Below are 19296 nucleotides of genomic sequence, written 5' to 3'. Positions count from 1 at the left end.
TTCTCCGGTGGCTTGCGCAGGCGGATGGAACAATGCCACAGCCTTGTCGTTGTTCACCGACGAGTTTCATCGGGAAGGGGTTTGAATGTCCATCGGGGCTGAAGTAGCTGCTCATCTACCGTTTCTACGCCGTTATGCGCGTGCCCTGACGGGGTCGCAGAGCACCGGCGACGCCTTTGTCCAGGCCACGCTGGAGGCCGCGCTGGCCGACGAGGATCTGGCGCAGTCCCTGTCCGGCGGCCGCGTGCCGCTCTACGCCGCCTTCAACAAGGTGTGGTCCAGCGCCTACATGGAGATCGGTGAGGAAAGCGCCGGCGGCCTGCATGAACGTGCCGCGCAAGATCAGCTTAAGAAGATCACGCCGATCAACCGGCAGGCGCTGCTGCTGACCACCGTGGAGGATTTCTCCGCGGCCGAAGCGGCCGAGATCATGGGCGTGTCGGCTGATGATGTGAGCCGCCTGGTGGCCGACGCGGTCGAGGAGATCGAACGCGAATCCACCACCAGCGTCCTGATCATCGAGGACGAGCCGCTGATCTCCATGCAGCTGGAGGATCTGGTCCGGTCGCTGGGTCACGACATCTGCGGCACGGCCGCTACCCGCACACAGGCGCAGGAAGTCGTTGCCGAAAAGACGCCGGGCCTCGTTCTCGCGGACATCCAGCTGGCCGACGGGTCTTCCGGCCTAGATGCGGTGGACGATATCCTGCAATCCGTCAGCGTACCGGTGATCTTCATCACCGCCTATCCGGAACGGCTGCTGACCGGCGACCGAACCGAGCCGACCTATCTCATCACCAAGCCGTTCCACGAAGATACGGTCCGCGCGGCGATCAGCCAGGCCCTGTTCTTCGGCTCCGCTCGCCCGCTGGGCTGATCCGTCCGCTTGCCGGGCCCGTGACCATGGTGGCAATTGTCATCATGGTCGCCCGGCACTAGGGCAGCGTGCATGACCGACCTTGTCGTCAACGGCCGGCCGCTGCGCTTCGCCATGGATCCCGCTGCTCCGCTGCTATGGGCATTGCGGGATGCGGCGAACCTGACGGGCACCAAATATGGCTGCGGCGTCGGCGATTGTGGCGCGTGCACCGTGCTGGTGGATGGCGCCGCGCTTCGATCCTGCCTCGTCAGCCTGGCCGATGCCGAGGGGCGTGAGGTCGTCACGATCGAGGGCCTGTCACACGACCGCAGCCATCCCGTGCAACAGGCGCTGGCGGCACAGGGCGCGATCCAGTGTGGCTTCTGCACCCCCGGCATTGCCCTCGCCGCCGCAGCGCTGCTGGCGCGCAATCCGGATCCTTCGCCGGCCGAGATCGGCACGGCGATCCCCAATCTGTGCCGCTGCGGTGTCTATCCGCGCCTGATCGCCGCCGTGCAGCAGGCAGCCCGTGTCGGGCGGCGAGCAGAGCGGGTGGAGGGTGTCCCTCCGCCCGGCATCGAACCGGCCGATGCGGTCCGCGCCGTGCCTGCCCTCAGTCAGCCAAGGCACTGAGAAGGTGGGAACGGATGATCCGCGATTGCGTAACCGAACCGTCACGCTTGCAAATGGTAGACACATTTGCCAGTCCCCTTGCCTGATCCGCCAGCCTGTCGGCGGCGGCGATACGGACCAACCAACGGAGTGGCCCCCACGCGATGAATGGCAGTGAATTGGCCGGGGAGCGTAACCGCTCCAGGCTTGTGCGGCGCATGGGGCAGGCGCTGGGACCCGCGGGGGTGTTCTTTCGCGGCTTCCTGGAACATCCGCGTATGGTCGGCTCGATCATTCCGTCCAGCCGGTGGACGATCAACCGCATGCTGTCGCCGGTCGACTGGGACCGGTGCAAGCTGTTCGTCGAATACGGGCCGGGTGTCGGGACCTTCTGCGGGCCGGTGCTTGACCGCCTGCCGCGTGGGGGCGAGCTGCTGGTGATCGACACCAACCCGCTGTTCATCGACTATCTGCGCCAGAACTATCGTGACAGCCGCTTCCATGCCGTGCTCGGCTCTGCGGCTGATGTGGAGGCGCATGTGGCCAGCATCGGCCACGATGGTGCCGATTTCGTCCTGTCTGGACTGCCGTTTTCCACTCTGCCGGAGGGCGTGGCGCCGGCGATCGCGGCGGCGACGCACCGTGTGGTGCGGCCGGGCGGTGCCTTCCTGACCTATCAGTTCAGCACCACCGCGCGCGACTTCACCGCGCAGCATTTTCCGCGGGTGGAGACACATTTCGTGTGGCGCAACGTGCCGCCCTGCCTGCTGGCCTGGGGCTGGCAGGACGAGGTGGACGCGGCGACGGAAGCGGCCCGGGCCACCGCCGCCGCCTGATACGGCTTACAGCTGGGGTGGTGCCGTGGCCGTCACCCCCGGCTCGGCCAGCTGGCGGTGGATGGCCGCCTGCACGGCGGTGAAGACGGTGGTCGCAATCGCCGCCAGCAGGCCGGTAACGACCCCGCCCACGATCAGTGTGCCTGCCTGACCCAGCATCATGCCCAGCGCGCCGACCACCAGGCCGACCACCAGCGCCACAACGATATAGGCGATCGTCAGGAGCACGAAGAACAGCAGCAGCCGCCCCACATTGCCGCGCGTTTCCGCCCAGCTGCGGCGCAGCGCGGTCAGCGGATTGCGCACCTGCTCGATCGCGACGACCGGCTGCAGCAGCGACAGGCGGATCATCGTGTAGACCAAGCCGACCCCGACGATCAGCCACGCCACGGCGCCGATGATCGGCGTCGCCAGGGTGGCCACGGTCGCCACCACGAAGGCCAGGATGACGGCAAGGGCCACCAGCAGGTACGCGCCCACGATCGGCAGCAATCCGCCGAAGCCGCGACGGATGGCCTCCCCCACGGTTGGCCGGCGCTGATCGCGCAGCAGCACCAGCAGGGCCAGCGTGCCCGCGATCTGGGCAATGGCGACCAGAGCGATCAGCCAGGTGTAATCGAGGTAGATTTCCGCGATCTGCCGCTGCATCGCCTCTGGGTCGGTTGCCGTCAGCACATCCTGCAGCGGCGGCATGACGAAGCCCTGCAGCACCGACGGCAGGAAGAAGAAGATGCCAGCCACCACCAGCAGCACCTCCCGATTGGCGGTCACCATCGCCACCGCCTCGCTCCAGGCAGCGCTCATGTCGAACTTCATGCGTGATCCTTCCGGCCGTGGCCCCATGCAGCGGCCTTGATAAGCGCGAAGGGACAGGGCAGGCAATCGCCCGTGACGCAAGCTGTGCAACATGACTGGCCCGGGCGGGCGATCGAATGGCGGCGATCCTCCACCCCCGTGCCGTATCGCGAGGCGCTGGCGGCGCAGGAGGCGCGCAACGCCGCCGTGCATGATGGCACCGCGGACGAACTGATCTGGCTGCTGGAACATCCGCCAGTCTATACTGCCGGCACCAGCGCCGATGCTGCGGACCTTATCGATCCGCGCTTCGACGTGGTACAGACAGGGCGCGGAGGGCGCTACACCTATCACGGACCGGGCATGCGCATCTGCTACCTGCTGCTCGACCTGGGACAGCGGGGCCGTGACGTGCGCTGCTTCGTCCACGGGCTGGAACGCTGGGTGATCACCACCCTGGGCGACCTGGGCGTGGAAGCCTGGGCCGTGCCGGAGCGGGTCGGCATCTGGACCCGCGACGTGGACGGGCGCGAGGCGAAGATCGGCGCGATCGGCGTGCGGGTGCGGCGCTGGGTCAGCATGCACGGCTTTGCGGTCAATCTGGATCCCGACCTCTCGCATTTCGGCGGCATCGTGCCTTGCGGCATTGCCGAATATGGCGTGACCAGCCTGGCCCGGCTGGGCGTGCGGGTATCGGGAGCGGAGTGGGATGCGGCCTTGCAGGCCCGCGCCGGCGAGTTCCTGGAACGGCTGGAAGGCAAGGAGGCGACATGCACGGCAGGTTGAAGACAGGTCTGGTGGCCGGCGCCATGGCGCTGCTGGCGGCCTGTGGCGGCAACGAGGCCGCGGACGAGCCGGTGGCCGGCGGCGGAGAGGTGCTGGAAGGCACCGCCAGCGATGCGATGCTGCCGCTGGCGACCGTCACCTCGCAGCCGCCCCTCGCCCCGCCGGAGCCTGACACCAGCGCCCGTGCTCCCGCGGGAAGGCCGGCCGTCCAGGCCAGTGCCGCGCCAGGCGCGATGCCGAGCGCCGGGCCTTCCGCCGTGCCCACTACCGCCAGCAGCGGCGCCGCAACGGACTGAGCGCGCTGGCGCTACTTCGCGCCCCAGCGCGCCAGCAGTGCATCGCGCTCCGCCGCGCTGATCGGCAGCACGGTACCGTGCCGGGCGCCTGCCGGCAGCGCGAAGCTGGCCGGCGTGGTCCAGCGGATGTCGCCCTCCAGCGATTGCGTGGCCAGCGGCACCAGCCCGATATCGCGAAACCGGTCGACAAACAGGATGTAACGATATCCGCTCCGGTCCCCGGGATTGGTACGCAGGATGGCCGGACCTTCGACCTCCGTCGTACCGGCATCCTGCCCGATGCAGCGATCCGCCAGCAGCCAGCGATTGCCACCGGCGCCGAGATCGGTCGAGCGGTCGAGGATGATGTCGCCCGACGGGCAGCCGCTCGCTTCGGTCGCCTTGGTGAAGCGGAAGAAGGTGTTTCCTTCGTGCAGCACGGTGGCATCGATCAGACCCTTGTCCGGCGTCAGTTCGGGCCGGTCGGCCGCCTTGAACCATGGCTGCGGCGGACTGAAGGTGTGAAAATCGCGCGTGCTGGCGAACAGCATCTGCGCGCCATGGCCGTCGCCCTGCGTGCGGGCATCGTCGGTGAACAGGGTCGATGCCCAATAGACGACGTAGACACCTCTCGCCGGATCCCAGGTCGCCTCCGGCGCCCAGGTCATGCCGGCCTGCGGCAGGTTGACCTGCACATGCCGCTGCTCGCCCCAGTGGACAAGGTCGGTCGATTCCCAGATTTCCAGGTGGTGGCTGCCGCGGCTGGTCGCATCGTCCCAGCCGGTGCGCGCGGCCGACAGGTCGGTCGCCAACAGGAAGAAGCGATCCCCTTGCGCGGAGCGGAGAATGAACGGATCGCGCAGGCCCAGCGTGCCCTTGGTCGATTGCAGCACCGGCCGCCCGTCGTTCAGCGGGCGCCAGTGCAGCGCATCATTGCCTTCGCTGACGGCAAAGTGGATCGCCTCCTTCTCCAGCCCGCTGCCGGTGAAGTAGACGAACAGGTAGGCGACCATCTCGGCCGAGGGCGCCGCCGCCACCGGCGCTGCAGGTGGCGTGTGCAGGCAGCCCGGCAGCAGCAGGGCCAGCAGGACGGCGATGGCCGACCGGTGCACGGCCTTGTGGAGGCGCGGCACCGGTCGGGGCTGTCGCATCAGAACTTGACGTTCACGCCGGCGGTGAAGGTCCGGCCGAAGCGCAGCTGGAACAGCGTGTCTTCGCGCACGCTGTCGATATACAGCCGGTTCTGCTCGTCCGTGAGGTTCTGCGCCTCCAGGATCAGGCCGACATTCTCGTTGATGGCGTAGGACGCGCTGGCATCGACGAACAGGGTGGGCGAATTGCCCTGCAGATCGCTGCCCTGCGATGCCGGAATGCCGCGCACGAAGCTGTCGCGCCAGTTGGCGGTGCTGCGGATGCTGAACGTGCCATCATCGTAATACAGCGTGCCGGATGCGGTGTTGCGCGACAGGCCGATCAGATCGTTGGTCGTGCTGTTGATGCAATTGCCGCCCTGGCTGGCGAGGCAGTATTCGATCTCCGACGTGACGTGGGTGTAGTTGGCCAGCACGCCGACACTCTCCAGGAAGCCGGTGGCGAAGGCGCTGAACGGCACCTGCGCGTTGACCTCGACACCCTTCAGCGGGCCGCCATCGGTGTTGGTCGGGCGGGACACGTTGAACAGCTCGCTCGGTACGGTGCCGCTGTTTGCCAGCAGCGCATCGGGCAGGCCCAGATCGCTGAACGGGATCTGGCTGTTGATGGTCTGGATGAAGCTGCCGATGTCCTTGTAGAAGAACGCGGCCGACAGCAGCGCACCCGGGGCCCAGTACCATTCCACCGCCGCATCGAAGGTGTTGGCGCGGATCGGCTCCAGGAACGGATTGTTCACATTGCCGACACGGGTGACCGGATTGACGCCGCTGGTGGGCGCCAGTTGCTGCAGTTCGGGGCGCGACATCACCTTGGCGGCGGACAGGCGCAGCAGCAGGCCGTCGGTCGGCTCGAACACCAGGTTGGCGGACGGCAGCCAGTCGTCATAGTCCCGCTCGGCCTGGGCCAGCTGGCCGATGACGTTGGTCGGGCTGGTGGTGCCGGCCGGGGGCGGGATCGGGATGTAGCCGGACGAGGTCTGGTCGGTGCGTACATAGCGGACGCCGATGTCGCCGCGCAGGCCGATGCCCAGCAGGTCGGTCGCATCGAAGGTGGCCATGGCGTAACCGCTGATAACCTCCTCGCGGATGCGCGTGTCGCCGGCGCCGCATTCGACACCGCACAGGCGCACCCCTTCCACCCCGAACACTTCGGAGAAGCGGTCCGGATCGATCGCCGTCCAGCTGTCGGGCGCACCATTGCCCCACAACTTGCCGACACCTTCGATCTGGCGCGTCAGGTCAGCCAGGTTCACGCCGCCGGGCAGCGGGCGCACGGTCACGTCGGACAGGTAGGGCGAGTAGAACCGGCCACGGAACTCGCTCTCCCGGTACTGCCCGCCGACCTTGAAGGAGACTGCATCGCTCGCCTCCCAGTCCAGGTTCAGTTCGGCTGTCTTGTTGTCGATCGTATTGCGCAGCGGGCGGCCCTGCAGGCTGAAGCCGCCCAGCACGGTGCCGTCCGACCGGGTCGGTGCGTAGGTGAAATTGGCCGGGTTCGACACGTCGAAGCCGAAGCCGAGGGTCGGGATCACGTCGTCATCGCGGAAATCGATGGAGAAATTGTCCGAATCGATCACGTCGATGAAGGTCTGCAGCCGGCTCGGGCCATCCAGCCGGCTTTCGCTGATGCCGAACAGGCCGGTCAACTCCAGCGTGTCGCCCAGCCGCTGGCGAATGTTGAGGTTCGCCTGCTGGAAGGTGGTGGTGAACTTGTCCACCAACCCTTCGGAACGGACGTCCACGCCGTCGAACAGGCCGTAGACCAGCGATCCGTTCTCGTCGAACTCGACATCGCGGACCGACACCATCGGCTGGCCATTGTTGCTGATGGACCGGGCAAAGGACAGGCCGGCGATGTAGTTGTCGCGCCGCTCCACCTCGAACTCGGACAGCAGCAGGTCCAGCGAGATGTCCGTATCGGAACTGGGCTGGTACTGCAGCGTCAGGGTACCGGCGATGCGCTGCTGGTCCTGTTCCGAGTTCACATAGCGCGGGATGCGCGGGAAGTACGCGCCGCTGCCGGGAACATTCGGGGCGTCCGGCCGGCGCAGATTGATGATGGTGTTGTACGCGGCCAGCGATCCGGTGCGCGGATTGCCGGTGCTGCAATTCGCCGCGTCGGAGCCGCGGGCGGGGGTGTTGGGGCTGAGGACAGGGAAGCCGATCGGGGTGCAGAAGGGCTGCACGCCGATAGGGCCGGTCCCGTCCGGGTCGAAGCCGTTCACGTTGGACGGCAGCAGGTCGACCGCGGCATAGCCGACTTCGCGCAGGTTGCGGCGCTGGTACGCGGCGGAGAACAGCACGCCGAAATCGCCGAACTTGCGCGACACCAGCATGGATGCGCGCGGGTCGACCTGGTCGGCGACCTCGTTGTACACGCCGCGGGCAGTGGCGGAGAACACGAAGTCCTCGGTATTGTCGAACGGCCGCGGGGCCGTCAGATCGACCGTAGCGCCCAGGGAGCCTTCCTCCACGTCGGCAGACGGCGTCTTGCGCACGGTCAGCCGGCTGAAGATCTCGGTCGGGAAGGTGTTGAAGTCGAAGCTGCGGCCGGTGTTGCCGGCACCGAAGATGTCGGAGCTGCCGGTCTGGCTAGTGCCTTCCATCCCGTTGATCCGCACGCGGGTAAACTGCGCACCCAGGCCGCGGACGGAGATGTTGCGACCTTCGCCGCCGTCGCCGCGGGCCAGCGCCACGCCGGGGATCCGCTGCATGGATTCGGCCAGGTTGCTGTCAGGGAACTTGCCGATATCCTCGGCCACGATGCTGTCGATCGCCGCGGTCTCGTTGCGCTTCAGCGCCAGCGCGCTGGTGAGCGAAGCGCGAAATCCGGTAACGACGATTTCCTCGCCACCGCCCGGCGGAGTGGTCGGCTCTGCCTGCTCGTCAGCGGCACGGCCGGCCGCGGCAGCGTCTTGCGCCAAAGCAGGTGCCGCACACAGCGAAGCGGCGGCAATCGCCAGCAGCGACACGGCTGCGGACGCAAAACGACTGGCATGATGCATGAAAAAGCCTCCCCACATGTGCGTTCCCATTATTTGGAACGTTGTCGCACTATGTATCAGGACTTGTCATACGAGTAAAGATGCCGCCTGTTCATTCGGCACGTGCCAACAGGCGTCGGGCGAGGACCAGATGCGGCTGGTCGAGCATCCGCCCGTCAAGCTGCACCGCGCCCGCGCCGGGGTCAGCCGCGAATGCGGCGATGATTGCGCGGGCTTCGGCCAGCTGCCCGGCGGTGGGAGTGAAGGCGGCATTGATGATCGCCACCTGATCGGGGTGGATCGCCAGCATCCCGGCGAACCCGTCGGCGTAGGACGCGGCGGCCACGCGGGCGAGGCCGGCAAGATCGCGGAAATCCGCGAACAGCGTGTCCACCGGTGCCACGCCTGCCGCATGGGCGGTCAGCAGCACCTGCGCACGGATCAGGCGGAAAGCATCGGTCCAGAACCCGCGCTCGTCACGCTTGCGCGTGGCGCCCAGCACGGTCGACAGATCCTCCGCCCCCCAGGTCAGCCCGGCCAGGCGGGGCGGGGTGGCAGCGGCATAGAGGGGGATGGTCAGCGCCGCAGCGGCCGTCTCGCTGACCAGGGGCAGGATGCCGATCGCGGCGTCGGTGCCCGCGCCATCGGTGATCGCGGCGGCAAGCTGCGCCACCTCCACCGGCCCGGCCGCCTTGGGCAGCATGATGCCGGCGGGCCGGGCGGGCAGCACTGCGGCAAGGTCATCCTGCCACAGGTCGGAGGAAAGGGGATTGATGCGGACCCAGGCGTTCGGATGGTCCGCCAGCCATTCCGAAGCCAGGCCCCGCGCCCGCGCCTTGTTCGGCGGGGCCACGGCATCTTCCAGGTCGACGATCACCACGTCCGCGCCGCATGTCGCGACCTTGGCCAGCTTGCGCTCGCTGTCGCCCGGGGCGAACAGCCATGATCGTGTCGTCGTCGGACCGGTCTGTACGTGTGTCATCGCCGGCATCTATCAGCGAAGCGCGAGGGCGAACAAGGCGTGGCGTGCCTCAACCTCCTGCAGGTCCGGCCCTTCCAGCTCCAGCCGCGCCTGCTCCAGCAGCCGGTCGCCCTCGCGCTGTAGCAACCCGGTTCGTCCTTCATCATCGATGGCGCCGGCGGCATTGCGCAGCGAATCGAGCATCACCAGCGCGGCGGGCCGGCTGGTCGCCACCGCGGAGCGCATCACGCCGAAGCCGCGCGCCAGATAATGCGCGAAATCGTCCGCCAGGGGTATGACGCTGCGGTCTTCGGGCGCCTCCTCCGCCACCACCTTGCGCAGGTCACGCTGCGCCAGGTCGGCCGTGGCCGCGCCGACCCAGTGCAGCGCGGTGATGGCGGTGAAGGGGTCGTTGATCCCCGGCGAGAGCGCCCGCAGGCCGATCTCCACCAGCTCGTCCAGCAGGAACTGCGGATCCTGCGCCGGGGTGCGGGCGGAACCGATGGTCAGGGAGTGGCGCACGGCATCGGCGATCGCGTCATCCCCCGGGCCGTCGACCACCCGCGCCAGCACCATGCCCGCGTGGATGAAGTCGCCGGTCCTGACCTCCATGGCCAGACAGCTGCCATGCTTGCGGGCGGCCTGTGCCAGATCGTCGAAGTCGATGAACTGGATGTACCCGGCGCGCCGGGCACGCACCGGTGCGCCGGATCGGGTGTCCCGCCCTTCCTCCCCGCCGCCAAGGCGCGGGTGCAGCTCGGCAATCTCGTCCAGCAGCGCCTGCCCGATGCCGCGCAGCACCGTGTTGATCCGGATCGAATCGGGGATGTGGTTCAGGAAATAGACCAGCACGCCGACGGACAGCGCCATCAGGCCGAACGCGACCAGCAGCGACAGCTGCGGCACGAAGCCGGGCAGGGCGGTGGCCGCGGCATTCTGTGCGCTGGTGGTCGCCTCGTCCGCTGCCCGAACGGATCGCAGCACGACCAGCGCGTACACAAAGGTGCCGATGAAGGTCGCCAGGCTCAACTGGTTGCCGCGGTCCTGCATAAAATTGGTCAGCAGACGCGGGCCATAGCTGCCGCTGGCATAGGCGACCGCGGCGATGGTGATGGAAAACACCGTTGCTGCCACTCCGATCATCGAGCTGGCGATCAGCGACAGCATGGTGCTCGCGCTGTCCGGGCGCGCGGGCACGATCAGGTCCTGGCCGTTCAGCAACTCCGCAAAGCCGGCCTGATCCAGCGCCAGCATGCCGAACGCCAGCGCTGTTGCGCCAACGGCGAACAGCGTGGGGAAGAACCAGTAATTGCCGGTCAGCCGGGACCATAGCCAGCGCATTTCGCTCATGCGCCGGATAACGCGCGAGCGGGGCAGGCGGGCATGCCGCGCCTGTGCAGCAGATTGCCGGTGCCTTATGGCGGTCCCATGCAGCAGGCGCAGACCACCTTCACGATCCCGACGAACGGCACCGGCTTCACCGATCTGACGCCACAGGTCGCCCGCTGGCTGGCCGGCACCGGCATCGCCACCGGCCTCGTCAGCCTGCTATGCCGGCATACCAGCGCCGGATTGCTGATTACGGAGAACGCCTCCCCCGCAGTGCGACGCGACCTTGCGCGCTGGCTGGCCCGGCTGGCGCCGGAGGGCAGCGGCTACGAGCATGACGAGGAAGGACCGGACGACATGCCCGCCCATCTGCGCAGCCTGCTGACCGGGCCGTCGCTGACGATCCCGGTTGCGGACGGGCGCATGCTGCTGGGCACTTGGCAGGGGCTGTACCTGGCGGAGCATCGCCATGCGCCGCACCGCCGGCAGGTGGTGGCGCATGTGGTCGGCGAGGGTTAGCTCTTCAGCTTCCACCCGCTGCGCAGCAGGGCATAGGCGATCGCCCCCAGCACGATGTTGAGCACGCCCACGCCGATCGCCGCGCCCATCACCGCGCCATTGGTGTCGCCGATGTCGCTGATGCCCAGGAAGCCGAAGCGGAAACCGCTGATCATGTAGAAGAACGGGTTGAGCCGGCTGATCGTCTGGAACGCCGGCGCCAGGTCATGCACCACGTAGAAGGTGCCGGACAGCAGCGTCAGCGGCGCGACCACGAAGTTGGTCACCGCGGCGTTGTGGTCGAACTTTTCCGCCCACATGCTGGTCAGCAGGCCGCCCAGCGCCAGCATGGTCGAGCCCATCAGGCCGAACCACACGATCGCCCAAGGGTGCGCGGCGGACAGCGACACGCCCGGCCACAGCGCCATCGCCAGCGCCAGGGCGCAGCCGACCATCACCGCGCGGGTCAGCGCGGCGGCGATGATCCCGATCATCAGCTCCGCCTCGCTGAGCGGGGGCATCAGCATGTCGATGATCGTGCCCTGCAGCTTGCCCGCCAGCAGGGAAAAGCCCGAATTGGCAAAGGCGTTCTGCATCATGCCCATCATGATCAGGCCCGGCGCCACGAAACTGGCAAAGGGCACGCCCAGCACCAGCCGGTCGCCCCGGCCCATGGCGACGGTGAACACGATCAGGAACAGCAGGGTGGTGACGGCCGGTGCCCAGACAGTCTGTGTCTGCACCTTGAGAAACCGGCGCACCTCCTTCATATAGAGTGCCCACAGCCCGATCCGGTTGATACCGGTGATCCGGGGCTGTCCCATCGGCGGGAAGTTTCCTGCCGGCAGGGCGGCTGCGGTGGCGGGGTCGGGCTTCCGTTCCCCCTGGGCGGCGTTCCGGATGGTATCGGCCATGGGCCCGGCGCCTATCGGCCCCGGCGGCGCATGGCAAGCACCGGTGGAGCAACGGGGATCGTGGCAGGCTGTGTCCTGCCCTGACGACACACGATTACAGACGGCGGATTGACGATGAGCTGGACCGAAGAACGCATCAGTACCCTGACCCGCATGTGGGAAGGCGGGTCCACCGCCAGCCAGATCGCGGACGAGCTGGGCGGCGTGTCGCGCAATGCGGTGATCGGCAAGGCGCATCGCCTGGGACTGAAGTCACGCCCTTCGCCCGTGAAGGCGAACGAGAAGACTGGCGAAAAGGCGGTCGAGGCCAAGCCTGCCGAGGCGGTGACCACCGAAGCGGAGGCCCCTGCGGCCAAGGCCCGGGAGGTCGCGGCGGATCGCGCAGTCCAGCCGCAGGCGGCCCCCGTCGCCGCGCCGCGCGCCTCTGCGCCGGTGCCCACGCCCTCTGCCCGGCCGCAAGCTGTCGAGGATGATGACGAGGAGGAGGTCGACGCCGCCCCCGTCACGCCCGCGGCACCCACGCCACGCATCGTATCGGTCGGGCCGGGTGGTTTCCTGCGGCAGGGGCCGGGTGATCAGCAGGCACCCATTCCGCCTGCCCCGCCGCGGCGGCTGGTGCCGGCCAAGCCGAGCGCGGACATCGCCGACAAGACCAGCCTGCTGGACCTGAACGATCGCGTGTGCCGCTGGCCGATGGGTCATCCGGGCGAGGCCGACTTCCACTTCTGCGGCGACAAGGTGAACCCCGGTTTCCCCTATTGCGTGCAACATTGCGGCCGGGCCTATCAGGCACAGCTGCCCCGTGGTGCGCGCCGTCCACCCCCGCCGCTGCCCTTCGGCGGTCCGCGCGTCCGCTGACCCGCGCCCCGGGGCGGCTCCGGCTGCCCCGGGGCGGTAGCGGTTTCTGCGTATCAGCGCGGCGTGCAGGCTAGGGGGCTTCCCTGAATGGTGCGCAAGATCGCGCTTACCTAGAATGGTGCCAACGGGGACAGGGGCACCAGCATGGGTCACATCGCACATCAGGATTTCAGCGCGACAGGGGCCTTCGCCAGCGTGGCGGTATTGGGCCTGGACAATCTGCAATCGCTGGGCGATCTGACCCGCTTCCTGCAACATTATCTCGATTGCGAGCTGGCGCTGGTCAGCCTGCCGGATGCGGACGGCGCCTGGGCCCTGCGCGGCGGGATCGACATGCCGGTTCCCGCGACCATGCGCGATCCGGGCGGCCTCGCCGACCCGCTTGCCGCGCGGGCCTGCGGCATGCAGTTCTTTGCCGGCCTGCCTTTGCGCGACCGGGCCGGGCGCCGCATCGGCACCCTGGCGGCCATGGACGGCGCGCAACGGCCGCTTTCCGGCGAGGAACTGGGCGTCCTGCAGCAGCTGGCCGGTGTCGCGGCCGGCCTGTGCATGACGGGCCAACCTGACTGACGCTTGCCCGCGGTACTTTTCGCCGGCGCGAAACCGCCATGGCGGACGGGCGTTGGCCAGGCATCATGCCCATCGACATCTCCGCCCGGTTCAGCTTCAGCCTGCACGATCCTTGCGATGTGCTGCTGCAGTTCGAGGCCGCCGCCATCCCCGAACAGACAATCCTGTCCTGCGACTGCCAGATGAGCGAGGCGATTCATCTCGCCCGCATTCCGGCGCAGGACAATATCGGCCAGCGGATCTGGCTGCGTAGCGAAGGGCTGTACGAGGTCGACTATCGTGCCCGCGTCCAGGTCAACCGCATGCTGGCCGACCTGTCGGAACTGGAGCGGCTGGAGCCGCACGATCTGCCGGGCGAAGCGGTGCAATATCTGTTCGACAGCCGGTATTGCCCTGCTGACCGTTTCCAGCCTTTCGTGGAGGCGGAGTTCGGCCATCTGACCGGTGGTCCGCGCATGGTGGCGATGCGCGACTGGGTGGCGCAGAACTTCTCCTACGTGCCGGGCAGCAGCGATGCGACCACCACCGCCATGGATTCCTTCGTGGAGCGCCGCGGCATCTGTCGCGACTATGCCCATGTGATGATCACGCTGGCCCGCGCCAGCGCGGTGCCGGCGCGGTTCGTCAGCTGCTATGCCCCCGGCGTGACGCCGCAGGACTTCCATGCCGTGGCCGAGGTGTTCCTGGCCGATCCCAGCATCCCGGGTGGCGGCGCGTGGCACATCCTGGATGCGACCGCGATGGCCGATCCGGCGCAGACCGTGAAGATCGGCGTGGGCCGTGACGCGGCCGATGTCAGCTTCATGACGACATTCGGCGCCGCCCAGTTCGAGGACAAGACCGTAGCGGTGACCGCACCCGACTGACGGATTGTTGCGTCCACAGCCGGGTTGCGGGACTATGCAATCGATTGCATAGATGATCGGTGCGGCATTGCGCATCGCAGCACGGGGCTGTAGCGCAACCGCCAGCACGGGAGACGCGGATGCACGCCAGAACAGCCATCGGGGCAATATCGCGATGAAGGCGGCTGCCGAAACACTTGTGCTGTTTGGCGCCACCGGCGACCTTGCGCAGCGCATGCTGCTGCCATCGCTCTGCGCGCTGGATGCGGACGGGCTGCTGCACGAACAGTTGCGGATCGTGTGTACTGCGCGGTCCGAGATGGATGATGCCGCGTTCCGCAACCTGGCGCGCGAAGCGATCGGGAAGTTCCTGCCCGAACCGCGACGCGGCGATGTGGAAGCCTTCCTCGGCCGGCTGACCTACCAGGCGCTGGATGCGACCACGCCGGAAGGGTACCATGCACTGGCCGACAAGGTCCGGCAGGACGGTAACGGCGATGTCGCGATCTTCCTGTCCACCGCACCCAGCCTGTTCGAAGCGACGATCAAGGGCCTGGCCGATTGCGGGCTCAACGGTAACGGCGCGCGGATCGGGCTGGAAAAGCCGCTGGGCCATGATCTGGCCAGCAGCCGCGACATCAACGATGCCGTGGCCGCCGCCTTCCCCGAAGAACGCGTGTTCCGCATCGATCATTATCTGGGCAAGGAAACCGTCCAGAACCTGATCGCGTTGCGCTTCGGCAACATCATGTTCGAACCGTTGTGGAACGCCCAGCACATCGAACATGTGCAGATCACCGTCGGCGAGACGGTGGGGCTGGAGAGCCGGGCGGAGTTCTACGACCAGACCGGCGCGCTGCGCGACATGGTGCAGAACCACATGCTGCAATTGCTGGCGCTGGTGGCGATGGAGCTGCCCGTGACCTTCGATGCCGGCGCCGTGCGGGACGAGAAGGTCAAGGTGCTGCGCGCGCTGCGGCCGGTCGCCGCGGGCGAGAGCGTGACGGGGCAGTATCGCGGCGGCGCGTCCAGCGGCAAGATCGTGCCCGGATATGACGAGGAACTGGGCAAGGACAGCGACACCGAGACCTTTGTCGCGATCAAGGCCCATGTGGACAACTGGCGCTGGAAGGGCGTGCCGTTCTACCTGCGCACGGGCAAGCGCATGCCGGAGCGGGTGACGGAGATCGTGATCCAGTTCCGCCCCGTGCCGCACTCCATCTTCGCCGGCGCCAAGCTGAAGGCCAACCGGCTGGTCATCGGCATCCAGCCTGAAGAGGACGTCACCCTGACGCTGATGGCCAAGGTGCCGGGCCTGGGGCAGGGCATGGCACTGCGCGAGATCCCGCTGGACATCTCCATGCCCGACGCGCTGAGCGGGCTGGAACGGCGCATGGCGTACGAACGGCTGCTGCTGGACCTGATCCATGGCGACCAGACCCTGTTCGTGCGGAGGGACGAGGTGGAGGCGCAATGGGCCTGGATCGACCGCATCCGCAGCCGCTGGCATGAAGAGGGCTTGACCCCCAAGACCTACAGCGCGGGAAACTGGGGGCCGAGCGCGGCGATCGCCCTGGCCGAACGCGATGGAGTGAGCTGGCATGAGTAACCTGCATCCCGCAATCCAGCGCGTGACCGACCGCGTGATCGAACGGTCCCGGGCCAGCCGTGCCGCCTATCTGGCGCTGATGCGCGAGGAGGGGGACAGGCACCGCGACCGCAATGTGGCGCTGCCCTGTTCCAACCTCGCCCACGGCTTCGCCGCCGCGGGGGAGGACAAGGCGAGCATCGCCACCATGCGCGGGCCGAACATCGGCATCATCACCGCCTACAACGACACCATTTCCTCGCATCAGCCCTACGCCGCCTATCCGCCGCAGATGAAGATCTGGGCGCGGGAGGTGGGCGCCACCTGCCAGGTCGCCGGCGCGACCCCCGCCATGTGCGACGGCGTGACGCAGGGTACGGACGGCATGGAACTGTCGCTGTTCAGCCGCGACGTGATCGCGCTGTCCACCGCCGTCAGCCTCAGCCATGCGATGTATGACAGCGTGGCGCATCTGGGCATGTGCGACAAGATCGTGCCCGGCCTCCTGATGGGCGGCCTGCGCTTCGGCTGGCTGCCGCAGCTGTTCATCTCGGCCGGGGCCATGCCGACGGGGATCGCCAACAAGGAAAAGCAGCGGATCCGCCAGCTTTACGCCGAGGGCAAGGCGACGCGCGCGGAGCTGCTGGAGAGCGAGTCCAGGAGCTATCATTCGCCGGGCGTGTGCACCTTCTACGGCACCGCCAATTCCAACCTGATGATGCTGGAGATGATGGGCCTGCAGATGCCCGGCGCGGCCTACATCAATCCGGGCACGCCGCTGCGCCAGGCGCTGGTGCGCGCCTCCACCCAGCGGCTGGCCGAGATCGGCCGCGATGGCGGCGATTATCGCCCGCTGGCCGAATGCGTGGACGAACGTTCGGTGGTGAATGCCGTGGTCGGCCTGCTGGCCACCGGGGGTTCGACCAATCACGCGCTGCACATTCCCGCCTTCGCCCGCGCTGCCGGCGTCCTGATCGACTGGGACGACATGGCCGAGCTGAGCCGGGCCGTGCCCCTGCTGGTGCGCGCCTATCCCAATGGCGCAAAGGACGTGAACCAGTTCCAGAACGCCGGCGGGCTGGGCTTCGTGGTGCGGGAGTTGCTCGATGCGGGCCTGCTCCACCGCGACATCATGACGACATTCGGCGACGATCTGGGCGCCTTCGCCCAGGAGCCATGGCTCGACGACGAGACGCTGGCCTGGCGCGATCCCGGCCCGTCCGGCGACGAGGAGGTCCTGCGCCCGCACAGCGCGCCGTTCCAGCCGGAAGGCGGCATGGTGCTGGTGCAGGGCAATCTGGGCCGCGGCTGCTTCAAGACCAGCGCGGTCGATCCGTCCCGCTGGACGGTGGAGGCGCCGTGTCGCGTGTTCCACACCCAGAAGGCCGTGGCGGATGCCTTCGCTGCCGGGGAGCTGGAGCGCGACGTGGTGGTCGTGGTCCGTTTCCAGGGCCCGCGCGCCAACGGCATGCCCGAACTGCACAAGCTGACCCCGGTGCTGGGGGTGCTGCAGGATCGGGGCTTCAACGTGGCGCTGGTCACCGACGGGCGGATGAGCGGCGCCAGCGGCAAGGTACCCGCGGCGATCCATGTCAGCCCGGAGGCGCTGGGTGGTGGCCCGCTGGCGCGCCTGCGCGACGGCGACATCGTGCGGCTGTCGGCGGAGGATGGCACGCTCGGCACCACGGCCGACCTGTCGCTGCGCGAGGATGCGCCCACGCCCCCGTCCGAGAGCGGCACCGGGCGCGAGCTGTTCGCCATGTTCCGCCACGGGGCGGACGAGGCGGAGAAGGGCGGTACCGCCATGCTGGCGATGGCCGGGCTGTAGGCAGATGACGGAGCTTGTCGCAGTCGATATCGGCGGCACCAATGCGCGCTTCGCGCTGGCCCGGCTGCAGGCGGATGGCCGCATCGTGCTGGACGAACCGGTGACGCTGGGCACCAGCGACTTCGCCAGCCTGCAGACCGCGTGGGAGGAGTTCGAGCGGCGGATCGGCCGGCAGGCGCCGCGCGCCGCTGCCATCGCCATCGCCGGCCCGGTCAATGGCGGCACCGTGCGCATGACCAACAACAGCTGGGTGCTGCATACGGGCGCGCTGGACGAACAGCTGGGCATCGACCGGGTCACCGTGATCAACGATTTCGGTGCGGTTGCCCATGCGGTGGCGCGGGCCGATGCGGACCAGTTCGTCACGGTCTGCGGGCCGGAGGCGGATCTGCCCACGAGCGGCACGGTCAGCGTGATTGGTCCGGGCACCGGGCTGGGGGTGGCGCATTTCCTGCGGCTGCCAGGCGGCGGTTACCATGTGCAGTCGACCGAGGGCGGCCATATCGACTTTGCGCCGATGGACCATATCGACGACCTGATCCTGCAACGGCTGCGGGCCCGCCACCGGCGTGTGTCGGTGGAGCGCGTCGTGGCCGGGCCGGGCATCTGCGAGATCTACCAGACGCTCGCCACGCTGGAGCGGCGCGATCCGCAGGATCTGGACGACCGCACCATCTGGACCCGCGCGCTGGAGCGCAGCGACAGCCTGGCGGTGGCGGCGCTGGACCGGTTCTGCCTGTCGCTGGGCAGCGTGGCGGGCGATTTCGCGCTGGCCCATGGCAGCAGCGCGGTGGTGATCGCCGGCGGCCTGGGCTTGCGGCTGCGCCAGCTGCTGCCGACCAGCGGCTTTGCCGAACGGTTCCGTTTCAAGGGACGTTACGAACAGATGATGGCCGGCATCCCGGTCAGGCTGATTGTCCATCCGCAGCCCGGCCTGTTCGGCGCCGTGGCCGCATTCCAGTCCCAGTACCCACAGCAGGAGCAGCAACAGGCATGACCCCGATCGAACAGGTGATGCGCACCGCCCCGGTGATCCCGGTGCTGGTGATCGACGATGTGGCCGAGGCCGAGCCGCTGGCCCGGGCGCTGGTGGCCGGCGGGTTGACCGTACTGGAGGTGACGTTGCGCACCCCGGCCGCGCTGGATGCGATCCGCGCCATGAAGAAGGTGCCGGGCGCGATCGTCGGCGCGGGCACCGTGACCAACGAGAAGCAGCTGGACGAGGCGATCGGCGCGGGCGCGGAATTCATCGTCAGCCCCGGTCTGACCAAGCCGCTGGGCAAGGCGGCGATCCGCAGCGGCGTGCCGTTCCTGCCCGGCATCGCCAATGCCGGCGACATCATGCGCGGGCTGGATCTGGGGCTCAGCGAGTTCAAGTTCTTCCCCGCCATGGCGGCCGGCGGCATCCCCGCGCTGAAGGCGCTGGCGGCTCCGTTCGGCCAGGTGCGGTTCTGCCCCACCGGCGGCATCACGCTGGACAACGCGCCCGAATGGCTGGCGCTGGATCCGGTGCTGTGCGTCGGCGGCAGCTGGGTCGCCCCGCGCGGCGGCACCCCCGAACAGATCGAGCAGCTGGCGAAGGACGCCGCGGCCCTGCCCCGCTGAGG

19 protein-coding genes are annotated in these 19296 nt (G+C 68.2%); 13 read left to right on the top strand and 6 right to left on the bottom strand.

Translation table 11 applies throughout. From position 1 onward, the window contains the following. Positions 1–85 precede the first annotated feature (85 nt). The 3 genes from PK98_RS10220 (at position 86) to PK98_RS10210 (ending at position 2307) form a co-directional block, all read left to right on the top strand. Positions 86–877 (top strand): response regulator, encoded by a 792-nt coding sequence (locus tag PK98_RS10220; protein ID WP_039096813.1) that lies wholly within the window; start codon positions 86–88, stop codon positions 875–877. A gap of 72 nt (positions 878–949) precedes the next feature. Then, positions 950–1492, top strand: coding sequence for a (2Fe-2S)-binding protein (locus tag PK98_RS10215; protein WP_039096810.1), 543 nt, complete (start codon positions 950–952; stop codon positions 1490–1492). A 143-nt stretch (positions 1493–1635) separates the two neighbouring features. Beyond that, positions 1636–2307, top strand: coding sequence for a class I SAM-dependent methyltransferase (locus PK98_RS10210; RefSeq protein ID WP_052208501.1), 672 nt, complete (start codon positions 1636–1638; stop codon positions 2305–2307). 6 nt (positions 2308–2313) lie between these two features. On the opposite strand, the gene PK98_RS10205 is transcribed toward PK98_RS10210, so the two are convergent. Beyond that, complete coding sequence (locus PK98_RS10205; RefSeq protein WP_052208500.1) at positions 2314–3123, bottom strand: hypothetical protein; 810 nt, start codon at positions 3121–3123, stop codon at positions 2314–2316. 72 nt (positions 3124–3195) lie between these two features. On the opposite strand from PK98_RS10205, the gene lipB reads away from it, so the two are divergent. Continuing rightward, positions 3196–3888, top strand: coding sequence for a lipoyl(octanoyl) transferase LipB (lipB, locus tag PK98_RS10200; RefSeq protein WP_407637619.1), 693 nt, complete (start codon positions 3196–3198; stop codon positions 3886–3888). Beyond that, entirely contained in the window at positions 3873–4184 is a 312-nt protein-coding gene (locus tag PK98_RS17170; RefSeq protein WP_152608632.1) for a hypothetical protein, read from the top strand. The genes lipB and PK98_RS17170 overlap by 16 nt, the downstream gene beginning before the upstream one ends. 11 nt (positions 4185–4195) lie before the next feature. Here the strand turns inward: PK98_RS17170 and PK98_RS10190 are convergent, their stop codons facing one another. The 4 genes from PK98_RS10190 to PK98_RS10175 all read right to left on the bottom strand — a co-directional run bounded on the left by PK98_RS10190 (position 4196) and on the right by PK98_RS10175 (position 10609). Beyond that, positions 4196–5314 (bottom strand): glycoside hydrolase family 43 protein, encoded by a 1119-nt coding sequence (locus PK98_RS10190; RefSeq protein ID WP_081996189.1) that lies wholly within the window; start codon positions 5312–5314, stop codon positions 4196–4198. Next, entirely contained in the window at positions 5314–8319 is a 3006-nt protein-coding gene (locus PK98_RS10185) for a TonB-dependent receptor (protein ID WP_039097530.1), read from the bottom strand. The genes PK98_RS10190 and PK98_RS10185 overlap by 1 nt, the downstream gene beginning before the upstream one ends. A gap of 91 nt (positions 8320–8410) precedes the next feature. Further along, positions 8411–9280, bottom strand: a complete 870-nt coding sequence (locus PK98_RS10180; RefSeq protein WP_039096806.1) for an HpcH/HpaI aldolase/citrate lyase family protein — start codon at positions 9278–9280, stop codon at positions 8411–8413. Positions 9281–9292: 12 nt separating this feature from the next. Further along, the gene (locus PK98_RS10175) at positions 9293–10609 is read right to left on the bottom strand and encodes a DUF2254 domain-containing protein (protein ID WP_039096804.1); all 1317 of its coding nucleotides are present in this window, start codon (positions 10607–10609) and stop codon (positions 9293–9295) included. 78 nt (positions 10610–10687) lie between these two features. Here PK98_RS10175 and PK98_RS10170 point away from each other — a divergent pair, with 78 nt between their 5' ends. Beyond that, positions 10688–11107, top strand: coding sequence for a secondary thiamine-phosphate synthase enzyme YjbQ (locus PK98_RS10170; protein WP_039096803.1), 420 nt, complete (start codon positions 10688–10690; stop codon positions 11105–11107). On the opposite strand, the gene PK98_RS10165 is transcribed toward PK98_RS10170, so the two are convergent. Next, a complete protein-coding gene (locus PK98_RS10165; protein ID WP_052208763.1) occupies positions 11104–11910 on the bottom strand; it encodes an ABC transporter permease in 807 nt (268 codons plus the stop codon). The two genes, PK98_RS10170 and PK98_RS10165, sit on opposite strands and share 4 nt — an antisense overlap. Before the next feature lie 204 nt (positions 11911–12114). On the opposite strand from PK98_RS10165, the gene PK98_RS10160 reads away from it, so the two are divergent. The 7 genes from PK98_RS10160 to eda all read left to right on the top strand — a co-directional run bounded on the left by PK98_RS10160 (position 12115) and on the right by eda (position 19294). Beyond that, a complete protein-coding gene (locus PK98_RS10160) occupies positions 12115–12858 on the top strand; it encodes a GcrA family cell cycle regulator (protein ID WP_039096802.1) in 744 nt (247 codons plus the stop codon). Between the two features lie 144 nt (positions 12859–13002). Next, positions 13003–13428: a GAF domain-containing protein gene (locus PK98_RS10155; RefSeq protein ID WP_039096800.1), complete on the top strand. Its 426-nt coding sequence runs from the start codon at positions 13003–13005 to the stop codon at positions 13426–13428. Positions 13429–13466: 38 nt separating this feature from the next. Next, positions 13467–14294 carry a transglutaminase-like domain-containing protein gene (locus tag PK98_RS10150; protein WP_326998662.1) on the top strand — a complete coding sequence of 276 codons (828 nt, stop codon included), beginning with the start codon at positions 13467–13469 and terminating at the stop codon, positions 14292–14294. A 154-nt stretch (positions 14295–14448) separates the two neighbouring features. Continuing rightward, on the top strand, positions 14449–15882 hold the full coding sequence (gene zwf / locus PK98_RS10145; RefSeq protein ID WP_039097527.1) for a glucose-6-phosphate dehydrogenase: 1434 nt from the start codon (positions 14449–14451) through the stop codon (positions 15880–15882). Further along, positions 15875–17689 (top strand): phosphogluconate dehydratase, encoded by a 1815-nt coding sequence (gene edd / locus PK98_RS10140; protein ID WP_039096798.1) that lies wholly within the window; start codon positions 15875–15877, stop codon positions 17687–17689. Before zwf ends, edd begins: the two co-directional genes overlap by 8 nt. A gap of 4 nt (positions 17690–17693) precedes the next feature. Further along, positions 17694–18686 carry a glucokinase gene (gene glk / locus PK98_RS10135; RefSeq protein ID WP_039096796.1) on the top strand — a complete coding sequence of 331 codons (993 nt, stop codon included), beginning with the start codon at positions 17694–17696 and terminating at the stop codon, positions 18684–18686. After that, positions 18683–19294, top strand: coding sequence for a bifunctional 4-hydroxy-2-oxoglutarate aldolase/2-dehydro-3-deoxy-phosphogluconate aldolase (gene eda / locus PK98_RS10130; protein ID WP_039096794.1), 612 nt, complete (start codon positions 18683–18685; stop codon positions 19292–19294). Before glk ends, eda begins: the two co-directional genes overlap by 4 nt. The last annotated feature ends 2 nt before the right edge of the window (positions 19295–19296 follow it).

The sequence above is a fragment of the Croceibacterium mercuriale genome (assembly GCF_000802385.1).
GTDB lineage: Bacteria > Pseudomonadota > Alphaproteobacteria > Sphingomonadales > Sphingomonadaceae > Croceibacterium > Croceibacterium mercuriale.
This window is presented reverse-complemented; position numbering and strand designations above follow the sequence as displayed.

Excerpts from the sequence above, each read along its gene's own strand:
- glk (WP_039096796.1), top strand. The coding sequence starts at position 17,694 with ATGACGGAGCTTGTCGCAGTCGATATCGGCGGCACCAATGCGCGCTTC.
- PK98_RS10170 (WP_039096803.1), top strand. The coding sequence starts at position 10,688 with ATGCAGCAGGCGCAGACCACCTTCACGATCCCGACGAACGGCACCGGC.
- PK98_RS17170 (WP_152608632.1), top strand. The coding sequence starts at position 3,873 with ATGCACGGCAGGTTGAAGACAGGTCTGGTGGCCGGCGCCATGGCGCTG.
- PK98_RS10185 (WP_039097530.1), bottom strand. The coding sequence starts at position 8,319 with ATGCATCATGCCAGTCGTTTTGCGTCCGCAGCCGTGTCGCTGCTGGCG.
- eda (WP_039096794.1), top strand. The coding sequence starts at position 18,683 with ATGACCCCGATCGAACAGGTGATGCGCACCGCCCCGGTGATCCCGGTG.
- PK98_RS10165 (WP_052208763.1), bottom strand. The coding sequence starts at position 11,910 with ATGGGACAGCCCCGGATCACCGGTATCAACCGGATCGGGCTGTGGGCA.
- PK98_RS10220 (WP_039096813.1), top strand. The coding sequence starts at position 86 with ATGTCCATCGGGGCTGAAGTAGCTGCTCATCTACCGTTTCTACGCCGT.
- PK98_RS10150 (WP_326998662.1), top strand. The coding sequence starts at position 13,467 with ATGGCGGACGGGCGTTGGCCAGGCATCATGCCCATCGACATCTCCGCC.
- PK98_RS10155 (WP_039096800.1), top strand. The coding sequence starts at position 13,003 with ATGGGTCACATCGCACATCAGGATTTCAGCGCGACAGGGGCCTTCGCC.
- PK98_RS10215 (WP_039096810.1), top strand. The coding sequence starts at position 950 with ATGACCGACCTTGTCGTCAACGGCCGGCCGCTGCGCTTCGCCATGGAT.
- PK98_RS10210 (WP_052208501.1), top strand. The coding sequence starts at position 1,636 with ATGAATGGCAGTGAATTGGCCGGGGAGCGTAACCGCTCCAGGCTTGTG.
- edd (WP_039096798.1), top strand. The coding sequence starts at position 15,875 with ATGAGTAACCTGCATCCCGCAATCCAGCGCGTGACCGACCGCGTGATC.
- PK98_RS10175 (WP_039096804.1), bottom strand. The coding sequence starts at position 10,609 with ATGAGCGAAATGCGCTGGCTATGGTCCCGGCTGACCGGCAATTACTGG.
- PK98_RS10180 (WP_039096806.1), bottom strand. The coding sequence starts at position 9,280 with ATGACACACGTACAGACCGGTCCGACGACGACACGATCATGGCTGTTC.
- PK98_RS10190 (WP_081996189.1), bottom strand. The coding sequence starts at position 5,314 with ATGCGACAGCCCCGACCGGTGCCGCGCCTCCACAAGGCCGTGCACCGG.
- PK98_RS10205 (WP_052208500.1), bottom strand. The coding sequence starts at position 3,123 with ATGAAGTTCGACATGAGCGCTGCCTGGAGCGAGGCGGTGGCGATGGTG.
- PK98_RS10160 (WP_039096802.1), top strand. The coding sequence starts at position 12,115 with ATGAGCTGGACCGAAGAACGCATCAGTACCCTGACCCGCATGTGGGAA.
- zwf (WP_039097527.1), top strand. The coding sequence starts at position 14,449 with ATGAAGGCGGCTGCCGAAACACTTGTGCTGTTTGGCGCCACCGGCGAC.